The sequence below is a fragment of the Streptomyces sp. NPDC014870 genome, from assembly GCF_043081505.1.
GTDB lineage: Bacteria > Actinomycetota > Actinomycetes > Streptomycetales > Streptomycetaceae > Streptomyces.
Genome location: NZ_JBIBWQ010000009.1, coordinates 164,909 through 181,226, shown reverse-complemented (window position 1 = coordinate 181,226; position 16,318 = coordinate 164,909). Strand labels below are relative to the sequence as shown.

The 16,318-nt window shown below is 68.7% G+C and carries 21 protein-coding genes and 1 pseudogene; 10 read left to right on the top strand and 12 right to left on the bottom strand.

The features are described from left to right. The first annotated feature begins 25 nt into the window (after window positions 1–25). On the top strand, window positions 26–607 hold the full coding sequence (gene thpR / locus ACF09C_RS25580; RefSeq protein WP_392094634.1) for an RNA 2',3'-cyclic phosphodiesterase: 582 nt from the start codon (window positions 26–28) through the stop codon (window positions 605–607). Window positions 608–754: 147 nt separating this feature from the next. Here the strand turns inward: thpR and ACF09C_RS25575 are convergent, their stop codons facing one another. After that, window positions 755–1,663: an aldo/keto reductase gene (locus ACF09C_RS25575; RefSeq protein WP_392094970.1), complete on the bottom strand. Its 909-nt coding sequence runs from the start codon at window positions 1,661–1,663 to the stop codon at window positions 755–757. A gap of 16 nt (window positions 1,664–1,679) precedes the next feature. Between ACF09C_RS25575 and ACF09C_RS25570 the strand changes: the two genes are divergently transcribed. Beyond that, complete coding sequence (locus tag ACF09C_RS25570; RefSeq protein WP_392094632.1) at window positions 1,680–3,329, top strand: recombinase family protein; 1,650 nt, start codon at window positions 1,680–1,682, stop codon at window positions 3,327–3,329. A 998-nt stretch (window positions 3,330–4,327) separates the two neighbouring features. Here ACF09C_RS25570 and ACF09C_RS25565 read toward each other — a convergent pair. Further along, complete coding sequence (locus ACF09C_RS25565; RefSeq protein WP_392094968.1) at window positions 4,328–4,789, bottom strand: DUF2199 domain-containing protein; 462 nt, start codon at window positions 4,787–4,789, stop codon at window positions 4,328–4,330. Window positions 4,790–5,025: 236 nt separating this feature from the next. Here ACF09C_RS25565 and ACF09C_RS25560 point away from each other — a divergent pair, with 236 nt between their 5' ends. Continuing rightward, window positions 5,026–5,613, top strand: coding sequence for a recombinase family protein (locus ACF09C_RS25560; RefSeq protein WP_392094631.1), 588 nt, complete (start codon window positions 5,026–5,028; stop codon window positions 5,611–5,613). A gap of 300 nt (window positions 5,614–5,913) precedes the next feature. Here ACF09C_RS25560 and ACF09C_RS25555 read toward each other — a convergent pair whose 3' ends face one another. The 4 genes from ACF09C_RS25555 to ACF09C_RS25540 all read right to left on the bottom strand — a co-directional run bounded on the left by ACF09C_RS25555 (window position 5,914) and on the right by ACF09C_RS25540 (window position 7,750). Beyond that, on the bottom strand, window positions 5,914–6,117 hold the full coding sequence (locus ACF09C_RS25555; protein WP_351974893.1) for a hypothetical protein: 204 nt from the start codon (window positions 6,115–6,117) through the stop codon (window positions 5,914–5,916). 88 nt (window positions 6,118–6,205) lie between these two features. Next, entirely contained in the window at window positions 6,206–7,039 is an 834-nt protein-coding gene (locus ACF09C_RS25550) for a helix-turn-helix domain-containing protein (protein ID WP_392094629.1), read from the bottom strand. Next, on the bottom strand, window positions 7,036–7,560 hold the full coding sequence (locus tag ACF09C_RS25545) for a DUF6879 family protein (protein ID WP_361095792.1): 525 nt from the start codon (window positions 7,558–7,560) through the stop codon (window positions 7,036–7,038). The genes ACF09C_RS25550 and ACF09C_RS25545 overlap by 4 nt, the downstream gene beginning before the upstream one ends. Continuing rightward, the gene (locus ACF09C_RS25540) at window positions 7,544–7,750 is read right to left on the bottom strand and encodes a hypothetical protein (protein WP_392094628.1); all 207 of its coding nucleotides are present in this window, start codon (window positions 7,748–7,750) and stop codon (window positions 7,544–7,546) included. The genes ACF09C_RS25545 and ACF09C_RS25540 overlap by 17 nt, the downstream gene beginning before the upstream one ends. Before the next feature lie 169 nt (window positions 7,751–7,919). On the opposite strand from ACF09C_RS25540, the gene ACF09C_RS25535 reads away from it, so the two are divergent. After that, complete coding sequence (locus ACF09C_RS25535; RefSeq protein ID WP_392094626.1) at window positions 7,920–8,909, top strand: aldo/keto reductase; 990 nt, start codon at window positions 7,920–7,922, stop codon at window positions 8,907–8,909. An 84-nt stretch (window positions 8,910–8,993) separates the two neighbouring features. On the opposite strand, the pseudogene ACF09C_RS25530 reads toward ACF09C_RS25535, so the two are convergent. Beyond that, window positions 8,994–9,143: pseudogene (locus ACF09C_RS25530) on the bottom strand (aldo/keto reductase); the annotation flags it as partial. Between the two features lie 166 nt (window positions 9,144–9,309). Here ACF09C_RS25530 and ACF09C_RS25525 point away from each other — a divergent pair. The 4 genes from ACF09C_RS25525 to ACF09C_RS25510 all read left to right on the top strand — a co-directional run bounded on the left by ACF09C_RS25525 (window position 9,310) and on the right by ACF09C_RS25510 (window position 11,108). Then, window positions 9,310–9,516 carry a hypothetical protein gene (locus ACF09C_RS25525; RefSeq protein ID WP_392094624.1) on the top strand — a complete coding sequence of 69 codons (207 nt, stop codon included), beginning with the start codon at window positions 9,310–9,312 and terminating at the stop codon, window positions 9,514–9,516. Beyond that, entirely contained in the window at window positions 9,500–10,012 is a 513-nt protein-coding gene (locus tag ACF09C_RS25520; RefSeq protein ID WP_392094622.1) for a DUF6879 family protein, read from the top strand. Before ACF09C_RS25525 ends, ACF09C_RS25520 begins: the two co-directional genes overlap by 17 nt. Then, complete coding sequence (locus ACF09C_RS25515) at window positions 10,009–10,842, top strand: helix-turn-helix domain-containing protein (RefSeq protein ID WP_392094620.1); 834 nt, start codon at window positions 10,009–10,011, stop codon at window positions 10,840–10,842. Before ACF09C_RS25520 ends, ACF09C_RS25515 begins: the two co-directional genes overlap by 4 nt. A gap of 62 nt (window positions 10,843–10,904) precedes the next feature. Next, entirely contained in the window at window positions 10,905–11,108 is a 204-nt protein-coding gene (locus tag ACF09C_RS25510; protein ID WP_392094618.1) for a hypothetical protein, read from the top strand. Between the two features lie 252 nt (window positions 11,109–11,360). On the opposite strand, the gene ACF09C_RS25505 is transcribed toward ACF09C_RS25510, so the two are convergent. Next, window positions 11,361–11,993: a MarR family winged helix-turn-helix transcriptional regulator gene (locus ACF09C_RS25505; RefSeq protein WP_392094616.1), complete on the bottom strand. Its 633-nt coding sequence runs from the start codon at window positions 11,991–11,993 to the stop codon at window positions 11,361–11,363. Between the two features lie 25 nt (window positions 11,994–12,018). Here ACF09C_RS25505 and ACF09C_RS25500 point away from each other — a divergent pair, with 25 nt between their 5' ends. Then, window positions 12,019–12,489 (top strand): carboxymuconolactone decarboxylase family protein, encoded by a 471-nt coding sequence (locus ACF09C_RS25500; RefSeq protein WP_392094614.1) that lies wholly within the window; start codon window positions 12,019–12,021, stop codon window positions 12,487–12,489. 3 nt (window positions 12,490–12,492) lie between these two features. Here the strand turns inward: ACF09C_RS25500 and ACF09C_RS25495 are convergent, their stop codons facing one another. Genes ACF09C_RS25495 through ACF09C_RS25485 form a run of 3 tightly spaced genes read right to left on the bottom strand, consistent with a single transcriptional unit; the run spans window position 12,493 to window position 14,419 of the window. After that, window positions 12,493–13,020 (bottom strand): hypothetical protein, encoded by a 528-nt coding sequence (locus ACF09C_RS25495; protein WP_392094612.1) that lies wholly within the window; start codon window positions 13,018–13,020, stop codon window positions 12,493–12,495. 54 nt (window positions 13,021–13,074) lie between these two features. Continuing rightward, window positions 13,075–13,665 (bottom strand): hypothetical protein, encoded by a 591-nt coding sequence (locus ACF09C_RS25490; protein ID WP_392094610.1) that lies wholly within the window; start codon window positions 13,663–13,665, stop codon window positions 13,075–13,077. A gap of 58 nt (window positions 13,666–13,723) precedes the next feature. Next, the gene (locus tag ACF09C_RS25485; protein ID WP_392094608.1) at window positions 13,724–14,419 is read right to left on the bottom strand and encodes a GDSL-type esterase/lipase family protein; all 696 of its coding nucleotides are present in this window, start codon (window positions 14,417–14,419) and stop codon (window positions 13,724–13,726) included. A gap of 89 nt (window positions 14,420–14,508) precedes the next feature. Between ACF09C_RS25485 and ACF09C_RS25480 the strand changes: the two genes are divergently transcribed. Beyond that, the gene (locus ACF09C_RS25480; RefSeq protein ID WP_392094606.1) at window positions 14,509–15,495 is read left to right on the top strand and encodes a WD40 repeat domain-containing protein; all 987 of its coding nucleotides are present in this window, start codon (window positions 14,509–14,511) and stop codon (window positions 15,493–15,495) included. On the opposite strand, the gene ACF09C_RS25475 is transcribed toward ACF09C_RS25480, so the two are convergent. Further along, the gene (locus tag ACF09C_RS25475) at window positions 15,461–16,285 is read right to left on the bottom strand and encodes a TetR/AcrR family transcriptional regulator (RefSeq protein ID WP_392094604.1); all 825 of its coding nucleotides are present in this window, start codon (window positions 16,283–16,285) and stop codon (window positions 15,461–15,463) included. The genes ACF09C_RS25480 and ACF09C_RS25475 overlap by 35 nt on opposite strands. Window positions 16,286–16,318: the final 33 nt, after the last annotated feature.

Genomic DNA, 16,318 nt, shown 5'->3' with positions numbered 1-16,318 from the left:
CGCCCCGGCCTGCCAGACTTCCCGCATGAGGCTTTTCGCGGCCGTTCTGCCGCCCGAGGAACAGCTGACCGAACTCTCCAGGGTCCTGGACCGGCTGGACCGTCTGCCCGGGACCGAAGCGCTGCGCTGGACCTCCCGGCCCGGCTGGCACTTCACGCTCGCGTTCATGGGCGAGGTCGACGAGGAGCTGCTCCCCGACCTCCGCGCGCGGCTCGCCCGCGCCGCGCACCGCACGGACCCGTTCGGCCTGCGGCTGCACGGCGGCGGGCACTTCGGCCGGGCGGTGCTGTGGACGGGCGCCGCCGGGGACCTGGACGGGATGCGGCTGCTCGCCGAGCGGGCCGACGCCGCCGCCCGCCGCGCGGGCGTCCCCATGGACGAGCACCGCCGCTACCAGGCCCACCTGACGGTCGCCCGCTCCCGCGACGGCGTCGACCTGCGCCCGTACGTGGACGCGATGGCCGAGTTCGAGGGCACCCGCTGGCAGGTCTCCGAGCTGGCGCTCGTCCGCAGCAACCTCCCGACCGGCGGTGTACCGGGCGAGCAGCCCCGCTACGAGACGGTCGGCAGCTGGCCCCTGGGCGGGACGGGGGAGTCGTCGGGTTAACCTCGATACGTGGACCCGAAGACCCGTAACCGGATCATGGCCGGTGTGCTCGTGCTGATGTTCGCGATCGTCGCGGTGTCGTCGGTGCTCGGCCAGTAGCCGATCAGGCCTCGGCCTCGGCCTCGGCCGAGCACCGACGACTGCCGCCTACCAGGCGAAGGCCTCCGGCGAGGGGCCGGGGCCGGGGAAGACCTCGTCGAGCCCGGCCAGCACCTCCTCGCTCAGTTCGAGCTCGACCGCCCGCAGCGCGCCCTCCAGCTGCTCCGCCGTGCGCGGTCCGACGATGGGGCCGGTCACCTGGGGCCGGGTGAGCAGCCAGGCGAGCCCCACTTCACCGGGTACGAGACCGTGCTTGTCGAGCAGGTCCTCGTACGCCTGGATCCGGGCGCGCGCGGCCGGGTCGGCGAGGACCTCGGCGGCCCGCCCGCTCGCGCGCCGGCCACCCTCCTCCTGCTTCTTGATGACGCCGCCGAGCAGCCCGCCGTGCAGCGGGGACCAGGGGATGACACCGAGGCCGTACTCCTGCGCGGCCGGCAGCACCTCCATCTCGGCGCGCCGCTCGTACAGGTTGTACAGGCACTGCTCGCTGACGAGACCGACCATGCCGCGCCGGGCGGCGGCCTCGTTGGCCTGGGCGATCTTGTAGCCGGGGAAGTTGGAGGAGGCGGCGTAGAGGATCTTGCCCTGCTGGATCAGGACGTCGATCGCCTGCCAGATCTCCTCGAAGGGGGTCAGGCGGTCGATGTGGTGGAACTGGTAGACGTCGATGTAGTCGGTGCCGAGCCGCTTGAGCGAGGCGTCGACGGCGCGGCGGATGTTCAGGGCGGAGAGCTTGTCCTCGTTGGGCCAGGTGTCGGCCTCGCGGGACATCGAGCCGTAGACCTTGGTGGCGAGGACCGTCTTCTCCCGCCGGCCGCCGCCCTGGGCGAACCAGCTGCCGATGATCTCCTCGGTACGGCCCTTGTTCTCACCCCAGCCGTACACATTGGCCGTACCGAACAATCCATTTTGACGCCACGCCCGCCGGGCTCTAGCGTCGATCCCCAAGCACCACAGGGGATGGGGAGAGCAAGTGGCACGAGTCCTGGGAGTAGTCCGCCTGTCGAAGGTGTCGGACGAGACCACATCGCCGGAGCGCCAGCGCCGATCGATTCAACGATGGGCCGACCAGGAAGGGCACGTCGTCGTCGGGTGGGTCGAGGACATCGACGTGTCGGGCGGTGTCGAGCCGTGGAAGCGGCCCGAGTTCGGCAAGTGGCTGCCGTCCACCATCGGCAAAGAGGTCAGCTCGATCGAGCACCGGATCGCGATGGAGGAGTCCCGCGCCGCCGAGTACGACATCATCTGCGCGCTGAAGCTCGACCGCCTGTCGCGGCGCGTCCTGCACGTGCACACCCTCGTGGAGTGGTGCGAGAAGCACGGCAAGGAGGTTGCCACCGTCGAGGACGGGATCAACCTGAACACGCAGATGGGCAAGCTGTTGTTCAGCCTGATCGCGTCATTCGCGGAAGGGGAGCTCGAAGCCATCAAGGCCCGGGCCAAGTCCTCGTACAACCACCTGGTGAAGGAGGGCCGCTGGCGCGGTGGCCGGATTCCCTATGGCTACCGGGCGGAGAAGCAGGACACCGGTGACGGCTGGCGACTGGTCCCGGACGACTACGGAACGGACACCGCCGGGACACTGCGCGAGATCGTCCGTCGGCTCATCGAGGGCGAGTCGGCGAACAGCATCGCCCAGTGGCTCAACGAGGACCCGACCAAGACCCCGGCGTCTCTCGACGCCCAGCTGATCAGGAACGGCAAGCCCCCGAAGGGTGGGCGGTGGACCGCCGCGAACACAGCCAAGGTGGTGCGCTCCCTGAACGTTCTCGGTCAGATGGAGGTGACGGAGGAAGTCGTCGTCGACGGCAAGAAGACGAAGCGAACCCGCATCGTCCGTGACGCGGAAGGGCGTCCTCTCCAGCGGGCGGAGCCACTGATCACCCAGGAGGAGTGGGAGCTGGCGAACAAGAAGCTGGACGAGAACACCAGCAAACGCAACGGCAACAGGAAGGGCGGCTCTCCTCTTCTCAGGGTCGCGTTCTGCACCTGCGGTGAGCCCGCGTACCTCGGCCCGGGGCGGAACTGGCCGTACTACCGGTGCGCCTCGCGAACCACGCACAAGCCGTGCCCCACAGGCAGCAAGGGCATCGCAGCGCACGTCCTGGAGGGGGCGGTCGAGGAGGTCTTCCTGCGCGCGGCCGGCGATGTCGAGATCGTGCGGAAGGTCTTCCGCCCGGGTGTGGACTTCACACGGGACATCGAAGAGGTGAACCGTGCTCTGGCAGAACTCCGGGAGGACCGCGAAGCCGGTCTCTACTCCAGCGAGCTGGGCAAACAGGAGTACCGGGAGACGTACAAGCGGCTGGACGCGAGGCGGGAGCAACTCATGGCCCAGCCCACCCGCCCCGACACATGGGAAGAGATCCCGACGGGCGAAACCTACCGGGAACGCTGGGCGAAGCTGTCGACCCAGCACGAGAAGGGCAGGGAACTCCGGGCAGCCGGCATCAAGGCGGTCATCCACGCCGAGAAGATCCCGCCCATGACTGCCGTGCAGGCCATGTCTCCGGAGGGACATGACGGCATGTGGCAGGAGGGGAAGGGCCGCGTGCAGATCCTCATCCCGATGGACTTCAAGCGCCGCGTGCGCGACTTGGCGGCGGTACACAGCGAAAGCTGACCGCCTCGCCGCCTTACGACAGGAGAGCCCCACCCCGGGCCCTCCTTCGCTCTGTAGGATTCCTGGCAGGTCGCCGCCGTCGCTCCCGACTGCACGAGACCGAGTCCAGGCGCGAAGCCTTGGGCGCCCTGTGAAGAGACTGGCCAGCCGTGGCCGGTCCACCCCCGCGAAGAAAGGGAGGCACATGTCCCGCCGTCCGGCGGGGGTCACTGGCGCACCTGCGTGTGCCTCACAGGAAGGAGCCACACTCGGTGGCTATCAGCTTCGGCCATGACCGCCCGTGGGGCGGAGTCTCCCAGCATGAGTACCGGCGCATGGCACAGCACCCAGGACATCCCCTCGCCTACCGCGTGCACTTCGCCGCCCTCGGATGGGCCGACCGGCGAGGGCACGCAAGCTTCGGCCCGGGCAAGCTGGCCACGTTGCTGGGCAAGGAGGGCAAGTCCCTGTCCGACCAGAGCAGCCGCAACGCGGTGGCCCGCGCTAAAGAGCTGGACCTTGTGTCACCCCGCTCCGGGGCCGCCTGCCTCGTGCTTCCGCCTCACCTGTTCCAGAAAGGCAAGGGCGCGCCGGTTCCCTGCCGACTCCATCAGGACCGGTCAGCACACGCGGTACGTGTAGTCAGAGCACGTCTGGCGTGTACCGGCGGGGCACCTGACCTGCGGAATCGTTCACGTGCTCTCTTATCTGTTTGGCTTCAGTGGCAGTGCGGCCCCGGAAGGGGCCGACAGGAGCAAGCACGCAAGACCAAGGGGGCGCTGTCGCGCCCCGCAGCCACAGCCTTAAGGCTCTGTTCCTTGCGGCCTTCCGCCCCTGCCAGTAATGGCAGAGAAGCGCTGTGACCAGGTCATACGCTCCCGCCGTGGCAGTCTGTGGGCAGGACGGACGGACCCTGAAACCGTGGCGGAATCCCGGCTGCTAAGACATGGCGGTCGAGCAAGGACCCTTCAGGGGGTCATACCCCACCCCTTCGACGCCGACGTGCTCAGCCGTCTGGGTCAGCGGTCCTCGCCGTTGCCGTGGAGGACGGCTTCGGCGATCTCGCGGACGCGGTCGAGAGTGATGCCTGTGCGCTGCTCGACCGCGAGGGGATGACCGGTGGGTTCGAGCTCGATGAAGGGGCGCTGGCCGACCGGGCGGGTGTGAGCGTTCGTCTTCAGGTTGGTGGTACCGGGCGAGTAGATCGGCAGCTCGGTGGTCAGCCAGCCGAAGTACGGCTTCTCGTCTTCGCGGCCGGGCGTGTTCCACATGTCGGCGGCCCGGGAGAAGTTGTCTCGGCTGAGGGAAACCCAGACCCCCCACGAGAACACCTCGTCACTGCCGATGACGGGTATCTCGATCAAGCCCTTGATGAAGTAGTGCTGGGCCTTGATGACACACTGGTCTGAGGAGAGCAGACTGTCGGGTCGGCCTTCGAAGCCCGCGTCCCAGACATCGGGGGCCATGGCGCTGTAGCCCATCGGAAGTTCCGCGTGGTACTCACCGCAGCACGAACAGGTGTAACCGAGATCGCTGATCATGCGCCGGAGCCTAACTTCGCTGCGAAGCACAACGACGAGACAGGGTCTCAAAAACCAAGGTTTGTGAGACGACGGGCAGAGCGCCCCTCGCGAGGGCACAACCCTGTTCAAAACCCGTCTCGAAACTTCCGCGTCGGACTTGATATTTTGAGACGAGTTCTGAGACGTTCCGTGCCATGACGATGAAGACGATCACTGGCCGCCAGCTCATTGGTTACGCCCGCGTCTCGACCGACGACCAGGAAGCGCAGCTTCAGCGCGACGCGCTGACGGCCGCAGGGTGCGCCCGCATCTTCGAGGACAAGGCCAGTGGGAAGAACACCGACCGGCCGGAACTGACGGCCGTACTGGACCACGCCCGACCGGGCGACGTGCTGTGCGTGTGGAAGCTGGACCGGCTCGGCCGGTCGCTCATCGACCTTGTGTCCATCGTCGATGGCCTGCGCGAGCGCGGCATAGGTTTCCGCGTGCTCGATGGTGCTCTCTCGTCCGTCGACACCACGTCGGCCGATGGCCGCCTGTTCTTCCAGATCATCGCGGCCATGGCGGAGTTCGAGCGATCGCTCATCAAGGACCGCACGCGGGCCGGGCTGGAAGCGGCCAAGGCGCAGGGCCGGACCGGCGGCCGGCCGTCCGTGGTGGACGAGGACGTGCTCACCGTGGCTCGTGCCAGGAAGGCCAAGGGGGAGAGCGTCAGCGCCATCGCCAAGGCCCTCGGCGTCTCCCGAGCCACGCTGTACCGACACCTGGGAGAGAACGCCTGAGACAGGCGCACAGCAGTGCAGACAGGCCCTCGGCCCTACGTCGGGGGCCGTTTGTCGTACATGGACGTACAACAACGCCTTACTCAGCCCGCACCACCATGGCGAACGACGTACAGATCCGCCGGAAGCCGCGATGGTTGCTCAGGCCGGTGTGACTCATGCACTCGACGTCGACCGCTGCACTGTCCGTCGATGGCTCCGCCTTCCACTTGCAGTGCAGGCACTCCGCTTCGAAGGTCACGTCCGTGTCCGGATGCTGCGCGATTCGGTGCGTCACGAACCGCAGGACCGTGCGCGGCATCACTCGGCCCCGTGGTCTTCTCGGAGGTGCGTGCGGAGCACGACGTTCGCGTCCGTCGCCTTCGAGTAGTCGCCGACCGATCGGGCGTTGGCTCGGGTCACGGCGACGCCGAGGCACTGCCGACAGCCCGCGACGGGGTTCGGGTCTCCCTCCGGAAGGGTCAGGTTCACCGGCCCTGCCATCGTCGTCTTGGGTGTGCTCATCCGTGCGACCTCCCGACTGTTCGCCTGCCGAAGGATGATCCCCCGGGGTGCGCACGGGATGGCGCTTCAGTCGCGTAGTCGACTGAAGTCATGCACGGCAAGCGGCGGACCACTCGGCGAGCCGTGCCCGAAGGTCTTCGCCGAAGAGTGCGTATTCCTCGTACCCGGCGAACTCCTTCAAATACGCCTGAACATCTCGACCGTCGCGGAGTACGAGACTTCCCGCCGTCGTCTCGATGGTGACCAACGCGGCGTCGTAGACGGTGAACGTACTCAGAGGAGTTCGAGGCGTCGGTGTCCCTACAGGGATCACCCCGATCTGAACGTTCGGGAGGTAGGACAGGGACGCCAGCCGGTCCATCTGCTCGGCCAGTGCCAGCGGGGAGACGACCGGCCAGCGAACCGCCTGCTCGGTCAGAACGAACGTGAACCGTTTCGAGGCGTCGTAGAGGACGGCTTGCCGTCCCAGCTTCCCCGCCACTGCCTTGCTCGTGTCGGCCGTCGAGTGGGCCAGGCTCGCCCGTACGTACTCAGGTGTCGCGAGCAGGCCGGTGACCATCGAGAGCAGGAAGTAGCGCATATGGGTAGAGGACGCTTCGAGCGACTTCAGCTCGGCTTGTCTCGTACCGAGCCCTTTGCGCCGAAGCTCTCGGACGTTCCGCCACTCGGTGTTCGCCATCCTGGCGAGGGCGGAGACCTCGGCGACCAGTTCCGGCGGAGCGTCCAGCGCTCGCAAGATCTGCTCGACGTCGACCAGGGACGGCCGTGTCCGGCCGTTCTCGATGCGAGACACCTTCGACTGGGACATGTTGCAGCGTGCTGCGAGCCGGTCCCCTGAGAGGCCGGCTCGCTTACGCAAGTCCCGAAGCAGTGAGGCGAGTTCGATACCGGAGTCGCCAAGCTGCTCAGCTTCGAACGTCACTCCGTCACGCGCTCCGCGTACTCCAGGAAGGGAACCGACTCGGCAACGGCGATGCGCTGCCACTCGATGAACGGCGCAAGGTCACCCTCGTACAGCTCCCGACTGATCTGCGTGCCGTCGCCCGCGTAGTGCATCAGGACGACGGTCGAGCGGTCGAACATCCAGAAGTCCTCAACGTCCGGCAACGGGTTGTCTCGCTCGGTCACGTCAAGGATGCGGATGTCCTCCCCGGCGAGCACGTGCGGGGCGTAGTACCGCGAGAACTCGAAGCGCAGGTACTCGGAGAGCGGTCGTGTCAGGACGTGCACTCGCCCCTTGCTCCTGCCCTCCCCTCGCAGCCGCTTCAGGTCTTCCGTGTACGCGGACGAGTAGGCGTGCGGGTCGACGCGCTTGCCCGCCCGGAAGGCTTCGAGCTCTTCCGCCTCCTGCGGTACGAGGTACTGGGGCAGGGTCTCCAGTCGCCACGCTTCCGACCGGAAGCCCCGGAGCATCGCCCGCCACTCGTCACCATCCAAGAGCACGAACGGCCTCCCGGAGAACGCTCTCGGGGATCTCCACGAGCCCATCCCCCTGCGGGGGAGTAAAGGCGTCGGACACGTCGCCCTGAACCACGATGGAGCCGGAAGCGGTGCGGTAGACGTTCGGGCAGTCGTCCTCTCCACACGTGCCGTTGCCGTTGCCGGTGAGCCGAGTCAGTTCTTCGCGTGCCATGCGGAACTCCCTTGACCTGTCAGCCCGGTCGGGCCGCCCGAGACGACCGTACGGGGACCGCTCGCAGCCGTCCATGCACGGACGTGACTCATGCGCGTTGTCGCATAAATGGGCGGCTGAGTGGTCGGCCCTTGCTTGGAGTGGGCTCGAAGCAGTTGGCTTGTGCCTCATGAAGTACACGCAGCTCGGACGCACCGGACTCAAGGTCAGCCGACTCGTCCTCGGCACGATGAACTTCGGACCGCAAACAGACGAACCGACAAGCCACGGCATCCTGGATGCCGCGCTCGACGCAGGTCTGAACTTCGTAGACACGGCCAACGTGTATGGGTGGGGTGAGAACAAGGGCCGCACCGAGGAGATCATCGGGACGTGGTTCGCCCAGGGCGGTGGCCGGCGAGAGAAGACGGTCCTCGCCACCAAGGTCTACGGCTCCATGTCACGTGAGGGCGAGACCTGGCCCAACGAGGACCGGCTGTCGGCCTTGAACATCCGGCGGGCCGTCGACGCCAGCCTCAAGCGGCTCGGTACCGACTACATCGATCTGTACCAGTTCCACCACGTCGACCGTGCCACTCCCTTCGAGGAGGTCTGGCAGGCCGTCGACGTGCTGATCCAGCAGGGGAAGATCCTGTACGCGGGCTCCTCGAACTTCCCCGGGTACAAGATCGCCCAGGCCAACGAGACCGCCGCCCGCCGCGGCATGGTCGGCCTCGTCAGTGAGCAGTGCCTGTACAACCTCTACGAGCGGCGCGCGGAGATGGAGGTGATCCCGGCCGCGCAGGACTACGGCCTCGGGGTCATCCCCTGGTCCCCGCTGCACGGCGGCCTGCTCGGCGGCGTCCTCAAGAAGGAGACCGAGGGCAAGCGGCGTACGGAGGGCCGCGCGGCAGAAACGCTCGCCGACCCGACCGTGCGGGCGAAGTTCCAGGCATACGAGGACCTGCTCGACAAGCACGGCCTGGAGCCCGGCGAAGTCGGGCTGGCATGGCTGCTGACCCGGCCCGGCGTCACCGGCCCGATCGTCGGCCCGCGCACGGTGGAGCAGTTGGAGAGCGCGTTGCGCGCCCTGGAGCTGGAGCTGAGTGACGAACTTCTGACTGGTCTGGACGAGATCTTCCCCGGCCCGGGGCCGTCGCCGGAAGCCTTTGCCTGGTGATCGAGTAGCGGCTGGAAGCACGGCCGTCGCCCGCTCCGATGGGGCGGCGGCCGCAGTGTCACACAGGCGTCAAAATGACTACTTAGCCGTGTCGAAGAAGTTGATGCCCGCGGCGAGCGCGGCGTCCATGATCGCGTGGCTGTCGGCCTCGTCCGTCTGCGGACCGAAGTTCATCGTGCCGAGGACGAGTCGGCTGACCTTGAGTCCGGTGCGTCCGAGCTGCGTGTACTTCATGGTCCCCAAGCCAATCCCTTGGAGCCCGCTCCAGGCAAGAGGGTTCCTCGGGGAGTCTGTTTATGCGACAACGCGCATAGTCGCGTCCGCGCATGGACGGTGGGTGACTGCTCTCCGTACGGTCTTGTGGCCGGCCCTGCTCAGGGCCGTGAACCAGGGGGTTCAGATGGCTCGTGAGGAACTGACCCGACTCACCGGCAACGGGAACGGCGAGTGCGGACAGGGCGACTGCCCCAACGTGTACCGCACAGCCTCCGGTTCGTTCATCGTGCAGGGTGACCTGTCCGATGCCTTCACACCGCCCTGTGGTGAGGGGCTTGTTGAGATTCCTGAGAGCGTCTTGAGGGAGGCCGTACATGCTCTTGGATGGTGACGACTGGCGGGCGATGTTCCGTGACTTCGAGAGCGAGGCATGGCGGCTTGAGACCCTTCCGCAGTACCTCGTTCCGCAGGAGGCGGAGGAGTTCGCTGCTTTCAGGAACGGCGCTCGCTTCCCCGGGCCCTACGAAGACGCCTGGACGGACCTGATCCGTAAGCACGCTGCTACCGGCGGCGGTATCGGGCGCGTGCACATCGTGCGCCGTCCGCTCTCGGAGTACCTACGGTTCGAGTTCGAGCGGTACTACCGGCACCAGGCGCCCATCGGGGAAGACATCCGCATTCTCGATGTGACCGACAAGCCCGATCCGCTGCCGGACGTCCAGGACTTCTGGATGTTCGACAGGTCCACGGTCGTGCTGATGCACTATGAGGAGGACGGACGGCAGATCTCCCGCGAACTGTACGAGGGCGATCCCGCCCCCTTCGTCGAGTACCAGCGCATCGCCGTGGAGGCGTCGGTTCCGTTCCTGGAGTACGTATACGCGTGACGTTCGAGCCTGAGCGGATGGGCCAGTCCAGCCGGGAGCTGGCCCATATGCTCCGCGAACTCCGCAGGCGGTCCGGGCTCTCCGGAGCCCGGGTCGCGGCCCGCTGCAACATGTCCCAGTCCAAGATCAGCCGGATCGAGAACGGCAACGTCCGGCCATCGCTGGTGGACGTGGAACAGATCCTGAGAGCGATCGACGCGCCGGCCGAACTGGTCGCGGAAGCCTCTGCCCTGGCACGCATGGCGAACACCGACTGGCAGGACGCCCGCTCGCTCCGGCGCAAGGGGCTGGACAAGAAGCAGTTCGAACTCGCCGGTCTGGAGGCGGCCGGCACCGAACTCCGTTACCTTCTCCCGTCGATGATCACGGGTCTGCTGTCGACCCCGGAATACATCCGGGCCAGCCTGGCACACGTACCCGGCGACCACTCGAAGGCCGTGGCGAAGAAGCTGGAGCGGCAAGAAGTCCTCTACGACCGCTCGAAGCAGTTCACGTTTCTTCTCACCGAGCAGGCCGTGCGCTGGCCCCTTGTGCCTCCGGACGCGCTGGCCGTGCAGATCGACCGGCTCGTGTCATTGACGTACCTTTCGAACCTGCGCTTGGGCGTCATCCCTCTCGGTCCGGTGCCGGCTCCAACCCCACTGAGCACCTTCACGGTCTATGACGACCGCATGGTGACGGTCGAGGTGTCCACGGGTGTCCTGGTCCTACGCGATCCGAGAGACGTGCGCGCTCATCTCCAGGAGTTCGCCGGGTACCAGGATCTGGCTCTCTTCGGGGACGACGCCCGGGAGTGCCTCACCTCGTGGGCGGCGGCCTGCCGTTCTTGATCTTTACCCCACAACGCGACTGAACCGCGGTCCGGCGCCCGTTCCGCGGAAGCATCGAGGGCATGAGCAATCCGAAGACGACGATGGCGGGACCGGTGCAGGTGCCCCTCCCCCCGGAGCAGCCCGGCGCGGTCCCGGGCTGTCGTGAGTGTCTGGGGCTCGCGGTGAAGCGGGCCAACGCGTGGTCCAAGGGGGACTACTCGAAGGTGTCGGACGCGAACGTATCGCTGCGGGCGCACCTGCGGCACGAGCACGGGGGGTGCTGATGGCGGGTACGGTCCTGCGGTACGTGGAGCACCGGATCACGCGGCATCCGGACACAGACGTCACGTTCGAGGCGGAGTGCCTGCGGTGTGGCTGGGTGGCGGAGCCGTCGGCCGATGGTGCGGCGGTGGACGTGGAGTGCATGAGTCACACCGGTCTGAGCGGACATGGCGGCTTCCGGAGGGTGTGCACCTCCTTCGCCGTGGTGGTGCGGGCGGGCGGGGAAGGGCGGTGCCCGTCGCGCTGAGGGCGGGTCACGCGCCGCCGAGCCAGCTCGGGGCGTCGAGGCGGTAGGTGGTTTCCGGGGGGACGACCTGGCGGAGGGCGGTCTCCATGTCCCGTACGCGGGCGGCGCCGAGGGTCTTCGTCCACTCCGCGCGCAGGTCGTCGAAGATCGCGGCCGAGCGGGCGAGCGCGTCGAGGCCGTGCGGGGTCAGGTGGACGAGCTTGCGGCGGGCGTCGGTGGGGTCGTCGGCGCGTTCGGCGTAGCCGACGGCGAGGAGGCGGTCGACGGTCTTGCCTGCGGCCTGCTTGGAGACGCCGAGCCGGCGGCCGATGTCGCTGGCGGTGGCGCCCCGGGGGCCGCCGGCGGCGATGGCCTGGAGGGCGAAGCCGTGCGCGGGGCGGAGGTCGGGGTGGCCCTGGCGGGCGAGTTCGGCGTGCAGCCGGTCGATGAGGGTGCGGAAGCCGGCGAAGAGGAGCAGGGGGAGTTCGAAGCCCGGTGTCGCGTCGGTCGCGGGTTCCGCCGTGCTCTCCGCTGGGGGCGCCCCCTTGTCCGGGCCCGCGCCCTTCTCTGAGCCCGCGCCCCTGCCTGAGCCCGCGCCCTTGCCCGGATCGACAACCTGGTTTACGTTTCCTGCGTCCACTTGGTCAACCATGTTGTCCATTCTAGAGCTTTCCTCGGGAGTCGCCTTGTTCGTCGATCACACCCTTGAGTCCGCTCCCGCCGCCTCCCGTCCCTCCATGGAGCGGGTCGCCGGTGCCTGGGGGCGTCTGCCGCAGGCCGTGGCCCGAATGGCCGAGTCCCCGCACGCGCTGGACGGTTTCCTGCGGCTGAGCGCGATGTTCGAGGACACGAACCTCGACCCGCACGCGCGCGAGACGGTCGTCCTGACGGTCGCCGTGCGGAACCAGTGCCACCTCTGCATCCGGCTGCACGAGGCGAAGCTCGCCGCGCTGGGGCCGGACCCCGAGCCCGAACGGCTGGAGGCGATACGGCGGTTCACGCACCAGATCCTCGCCGCTGCCGGAGCTGTCAGCGACGAGGATCTGGAGGAGTTCTTCGGTTGGGGTTACACCCGCCAGAACGCCCTGGAGGTCGTCCTCGGCATCGGTGCCTACACGCTGTCGACGTTCGCGAACCGGCTGACCCGCTCGGCGTGAGCCTCACGTCAGGGCGAGCGTGACGAGGACGAGCGCCGAGCCGAGCGTGGCCAGGGCGAAGCGGGTCAGGACCACCGGGCGCATCCACGTCGGGAGCGCGGTTTTGGCGGCGGCGATGACGGCCTTGGCGTCGAGGGCGCGGACCGCCGCGTCCTCGGACCGGGCGAAGGCCGCCTCGGTGTAGCGGACGGCGAAGACCTGGCCTGCGGTGATGAAGCCGACGACGAGGAGGACGAGCGGCTCGACGACGAAGGAGAGCGTCCGGCCGAGGTCGCTGCCGGCGAGGTTGAGCGCGCCGAGGACGGTCATCGTCACGCCGATGCCGAGCGCGACGGCGAACTCCCAGACCTTCTCCTTGAACGCTATGCCGTGCCGGGCGAGGACGTCGGCCCCCTGGCCCTGGCGGGCCAGCTCGGCCTCGGCGGCCCGCTGGGCGGCGCCGCCGCGGAACCAGGCGACGACCGGGATGACGAAGAAGGTGGCGGCGAGGAGGAGTTGGAGGGCGACGGGGAGGGCCGTGGAGAGCTGCATGGTGGTGATCCTCGGTTCGCGGAAGGAAGGGGGGCTGCCTGCGGGGGATGGGGGTCAGACCAGGGCGATCGCGACGAGGGCGAGCGCCGAGCCGCCGAAGACGATCGCGTGGCGGATGTTCTGCTGGATCCGGACCCAGCCGGGGAAGGCGTTCTCGGCGGCCTTGAGGAAGGCGGGGACGTCGATGCGGGCCAGCTCGGGGTCGCCCTTGCGCTCGAAGGCGGCGCGGACGGAGGAGACGGCGGTCAGGTTGCTGTAGAGGATCAGGCCGTTCATCACGATGACGAGCGACTGGAAGATCCAGGTGAGCGTCTGCCCCCACTCGTTGCCCGCGAAGTTGAGGACGGCGAGCGTGGTCATGACGGTCGCGACGGCGACCGGGGCCCAGGTCTCGTGGCCGCCGGCGTCGAACCTGAGGCCGTTCTCGGCGAGGACGCCGGGCCGCACGTCCTGGCGGGTGAGTTCGGCCTCCGCGGCGGTCGTGGCCGCCGGGCCGAAGCGGGCCCGGACGATCGGGATGCTGACGAAGGCGAGGGCGATGAGGATCTGCATGACAGCGGCGAGGTTGGCGTTCATCGGGGGTGTCTCCTGGGATTCGGTGTCGTCGTTCCTGACGAGGAAGACGATGCCGAACCGCGCTGACACCCCGCGGACCGTCGGCTGACAGCCTCGCGCGCGGCCTGTCAGCTCACCTGGCGCCCTGTCAGCGGGCCGCCGTACGGCCTCCGTACGGCGCTCCGAGCCCCCACGCCTGGTGCATCGCCGCGGCGAACGCGCCCGCGAGCCTGTGCTCGCCGGAGGGGCCGGGGTGGGTGCCGTCGTACGTGTCGGTGGCGAGGTCGTACGGCTCCGGTGGCGTCGCGAGCAGCAGCGGGGAGGCGGCCGTGTCCAGGTCGGCGACGGCCTTCGCGAGCAGCTCGTTGAAGCGCCCGCACTCGGCGGCGAAGGGCGCGTCGTAGCCGGCCCGCACGTTCGGGATGACCGGCATGATGACGGCCCTGACACGCGGGTTCGCGGCGCGGGCGGCGGCGACGAAGGCGCGTACGTTGTCGGCGGTCTGGGAGCTGTTGGTGTAGAAGCCGAGGTCGATCAGGCCGAGGGAGACCAGGAGCACGTCCGCCCCGGTCGCGGTGACCGTCTCGCCGATCAGCGGCGCCATGTGCAGCCACCCCTCGCCCCAGCCGGCCAGGTGGCGGCGGGCGGGCGCGGGGAAGGCGGGGTCGGCGTAGTCGTGCGAGACGGCGGCGTCGGCGCCGGAGTCGTACAGCTCGGTGCGCGGGCCGACGATCTCGTACCGCCCGGGCAGGGTGGCTTCGAGGTGCTGCCACATCCGGTAGCGCCAGGTGTGGTCGCCGGCCCGTCCGATGGTGCAGCTGTCGCCGACGAACATGAAACGCATGGTCACATCATCGCGGAGGCCGTCCGGCCGCTGCGACGTGATCCCGGCCACCTCCGCGTGCGGGGCGGGGGCGTGGCAGGCTGGTGGGCATGCGATCTTTCCCGGGTGTTGTCGGCGGCGCCGTGCTGGTCCTCGCCCTGGCGGTCGCCCCCGCCGGGGCGGCCGAGGGGGCGGCGGACCAGGACTTCACGATCAAGGACCCCCGGATCAAGGAGTCCAGCGGCATCGCCGCGAGCCGCGTCCACCCGGGCGTCTACTGGACGCACAACGACCAGGACGCCCCGCTGATCTACGGCGTCGACTCCCGGACCGGCGAGACCGTCGCGACGCTCACCATGAAGGGCGTCGGCACGCCCCGCGACATGGAGGCGATCTCCATCGGTCCGGACGGCGACATCTACGTCGGCGACATCGGGGACAACAAGGACGGCACCTGGGACCACGTCTGGATCTACCGCTTCCCCGAGCCCGAGCAGCTCAGGGACCAGACGGTCACGGCGAAGCAGTACGTCGTGAAGTACGCCGACGGCCCGCGCAACGCCGAGGCGCTGATGGTCCACCCGAAGACCGGCCGGGTCTACATCACCAGCAAGAACGAGAACACGGGCGGCCTCTACGCGGGCCCGGAGCGGCTCTCGGCCTCCGGTACGAACGTCTTCCGGCGCGTCGACGACGTGCCGTGGGTGACCGACGGCGCGTTCTCGCCGGAGGGCGACCGGCTGCTGCTGCGCGGCTACTTCAGCGCCAAGGAGTACGCCTGGAAGGACGGCCGCCTCGGCGACGACGGTACGAGCGTGGGGGCGCCGTTCCAGGGCCAGGCGGAGTCGGCGACGTACACGGTCGACGGCTCGGCGCTGATGTTCGGCTCGGAGGGCGAGAACAGCGGTGTCGTCCGGGTGGACCGGCCCGAGGCCCCGGCCCCCACCGGGAAGACGCCCGGCGCGGCGCCGCCGAAGGAATCGGGTGGCGTACCGGACACCCCCGAGGAGCGCGGCAACTTCACCGTCGGCGTGATCGTCCTCGGGGTCGCGACCGCCCTGGTCATCGGCGGGAAGCGGCTCCTGCGCCGCCGCTGACATCCTTGCCCCTGCTGCTCACGAGCGTCTCGAAGCCGTCCATCAGCCGGGCGAGGCCGAAGGCGAACTGGTCGACCTCGCGCGAGAAGGTGTCCTCCGCGAGCCCCGCCACCGCCGGGAACCGGCCCGTGGCCATGGCCCGTTCGAGGAACGGCGCCTGCGCCGCCCAGAAGTCCTCGTCGCTGACCCCGGTCTCCCTCGCCGCCTCGACGGCCTGCAGCTCCATGCGCGCGATCCCGGCGGCGAAGCCCTGGACGGTGACGATCACGGAGACGGTCTCCTGGTCGCTCAGCCCCATCCCGCTCGGCCCGGTCAGCCCGGCCAGGCACAGCTCGAAGCCGCGCAGGGTGTTCGGGCCGAGCAGTGAGCGGGCCTCGTTGACCTTGAGCAGCCAGGGGTGCGCCCGGTAGAGGGCCAGATGGCCGCGGGCCAGCCGCTCGACCGTGTCCCGCCAGTTCGCGGGCGGCTCCGGCTCGCCGGCCTCCAGGGATTCGCTGCCCCGGGACTCAGCGTCCCGGGACTCGCTCTCCAGGGACTCGCCCTGCACCCGGTCGAGCATCAGGTCGAGCAGCTCGGTCTTGCCGGGCACGTACCGGTACAGCGACATCGTTCCGACGCCGAGCTCCGCCGAGACCCGGCGCATCGACACGGCGTCCAGACCCTCCGCGTCCGCGAGGGCGACCGCCGCCCGGACGATCCGGTCGAGGGTGAGGCCCGGCTTGGGGCCGCGGCTGGGGCGTTCGCCCGTGCCCCACAGGAGATCGAGGCTGCTGGTCGTCGTGTCCTTCATGGCCCTCACCCTAAAACTGAGTACGGTGTACTC

Bases quoted from the DNA above. Each gene is read 5' to 3' on its own strand.
- thpR (WP_392094634.1), top strand. From the start codon at position 26: ATGAGGCTTTTCGCGGCCGTTCTGCCGCCCGAGGAACAGCTGACCGAA.
- ACF09C_RS25565 (WP_392094968.1), bottom strand. From the start codon at position 4,789: ATGGGCTACAGCGCCATGGCCCCCGATGTCTGGGACGCGGGCTTCGAA.
- ACF09C_RS25560 (WP_392094631.1), top strand. From the start codon at position 5,026: ATGACGATGAAGACGATCACTGGCCGCCAGCTCATTGGTTACGCCCGC.
- ACF09C_RS25555 (WP_351974893.1), bottom strand. From the start codon at position 6,117: ATGAGCACACCCAAGACGACGATGGCAGGGCCGGTGAACCTGACCCTT.
- ACF09C_RS25540 (WP_392094628.1), bottom strand. From the start codon at position 7,750: ATGGCACGCGAAGAACTGACTCGGCTCACCGGCAACGGCAACGGCACG.
- ACF09C_RS25535 (WP_392094626.1), top strand. From the start codon at position 7,920: ATGAAGTACACGCAGCTCGGACGCACCGGACTCAAGGTCAGCCGACTC.
- ACF09C_RS25525 (WP_392094624.1), top strand. From the start codon at position 9,310: ATGGCTCGTGAGGAACTGACCCGACTCACCGGCAACGGGAACGGCGAG.
- ACF09C_RS25520 (WP_392094622.1), top strand. From the start codon at position 9,500: ATGCTCTTGGATGGTGACGACTGGCGGGCGATGTTCCGTGACTTCGAG.
- ACF09C_RS25510 (WP_392094618.1), top strand. From the start codon at position 10,905: ATGAGCAATCCGAAGACGACGATGGCGGGACCGGTGCAGGTGCCCCTC.
- ACF09C_RS25505 (WP_392094616.1), bottom strand. From the start codon at position 11,993: ATGGACAACATGGTTGACCAAGTGGACGCAGGAAACGTAAACCAGGTT.
- ACF09C_RS25495 (WP_392094612.1), bottom strand. From the start codon at position 13,020: ATGCAGCTCTCCACGGCCCTCCCCGTCGCCCTCCAACTCCTCCTCGCC.
- ACF09C_RS25485 (WP_392094608.1), bottom strand. From the start codon at position 14,419: ATGCGTTTCATGTTCGTCGGCGACAGCTGCACCATCGGACGGGCCGGC.
- ACF09C_RS25480 (WP_392094606.1), top strand. From the start codon at position 14,509: ATGCGATCTTTCCCGGGTGTTGTCGGCGGCGCCGTGCTGGTCCTCGCC.
- ACF09C_RS25475 (WP_392094604.1), bottom strand. From the start codon at position 16,285: ATGAAGGACACGACGACCAGCAGCCTCGATCTCCTGTGGGGCACGGGC.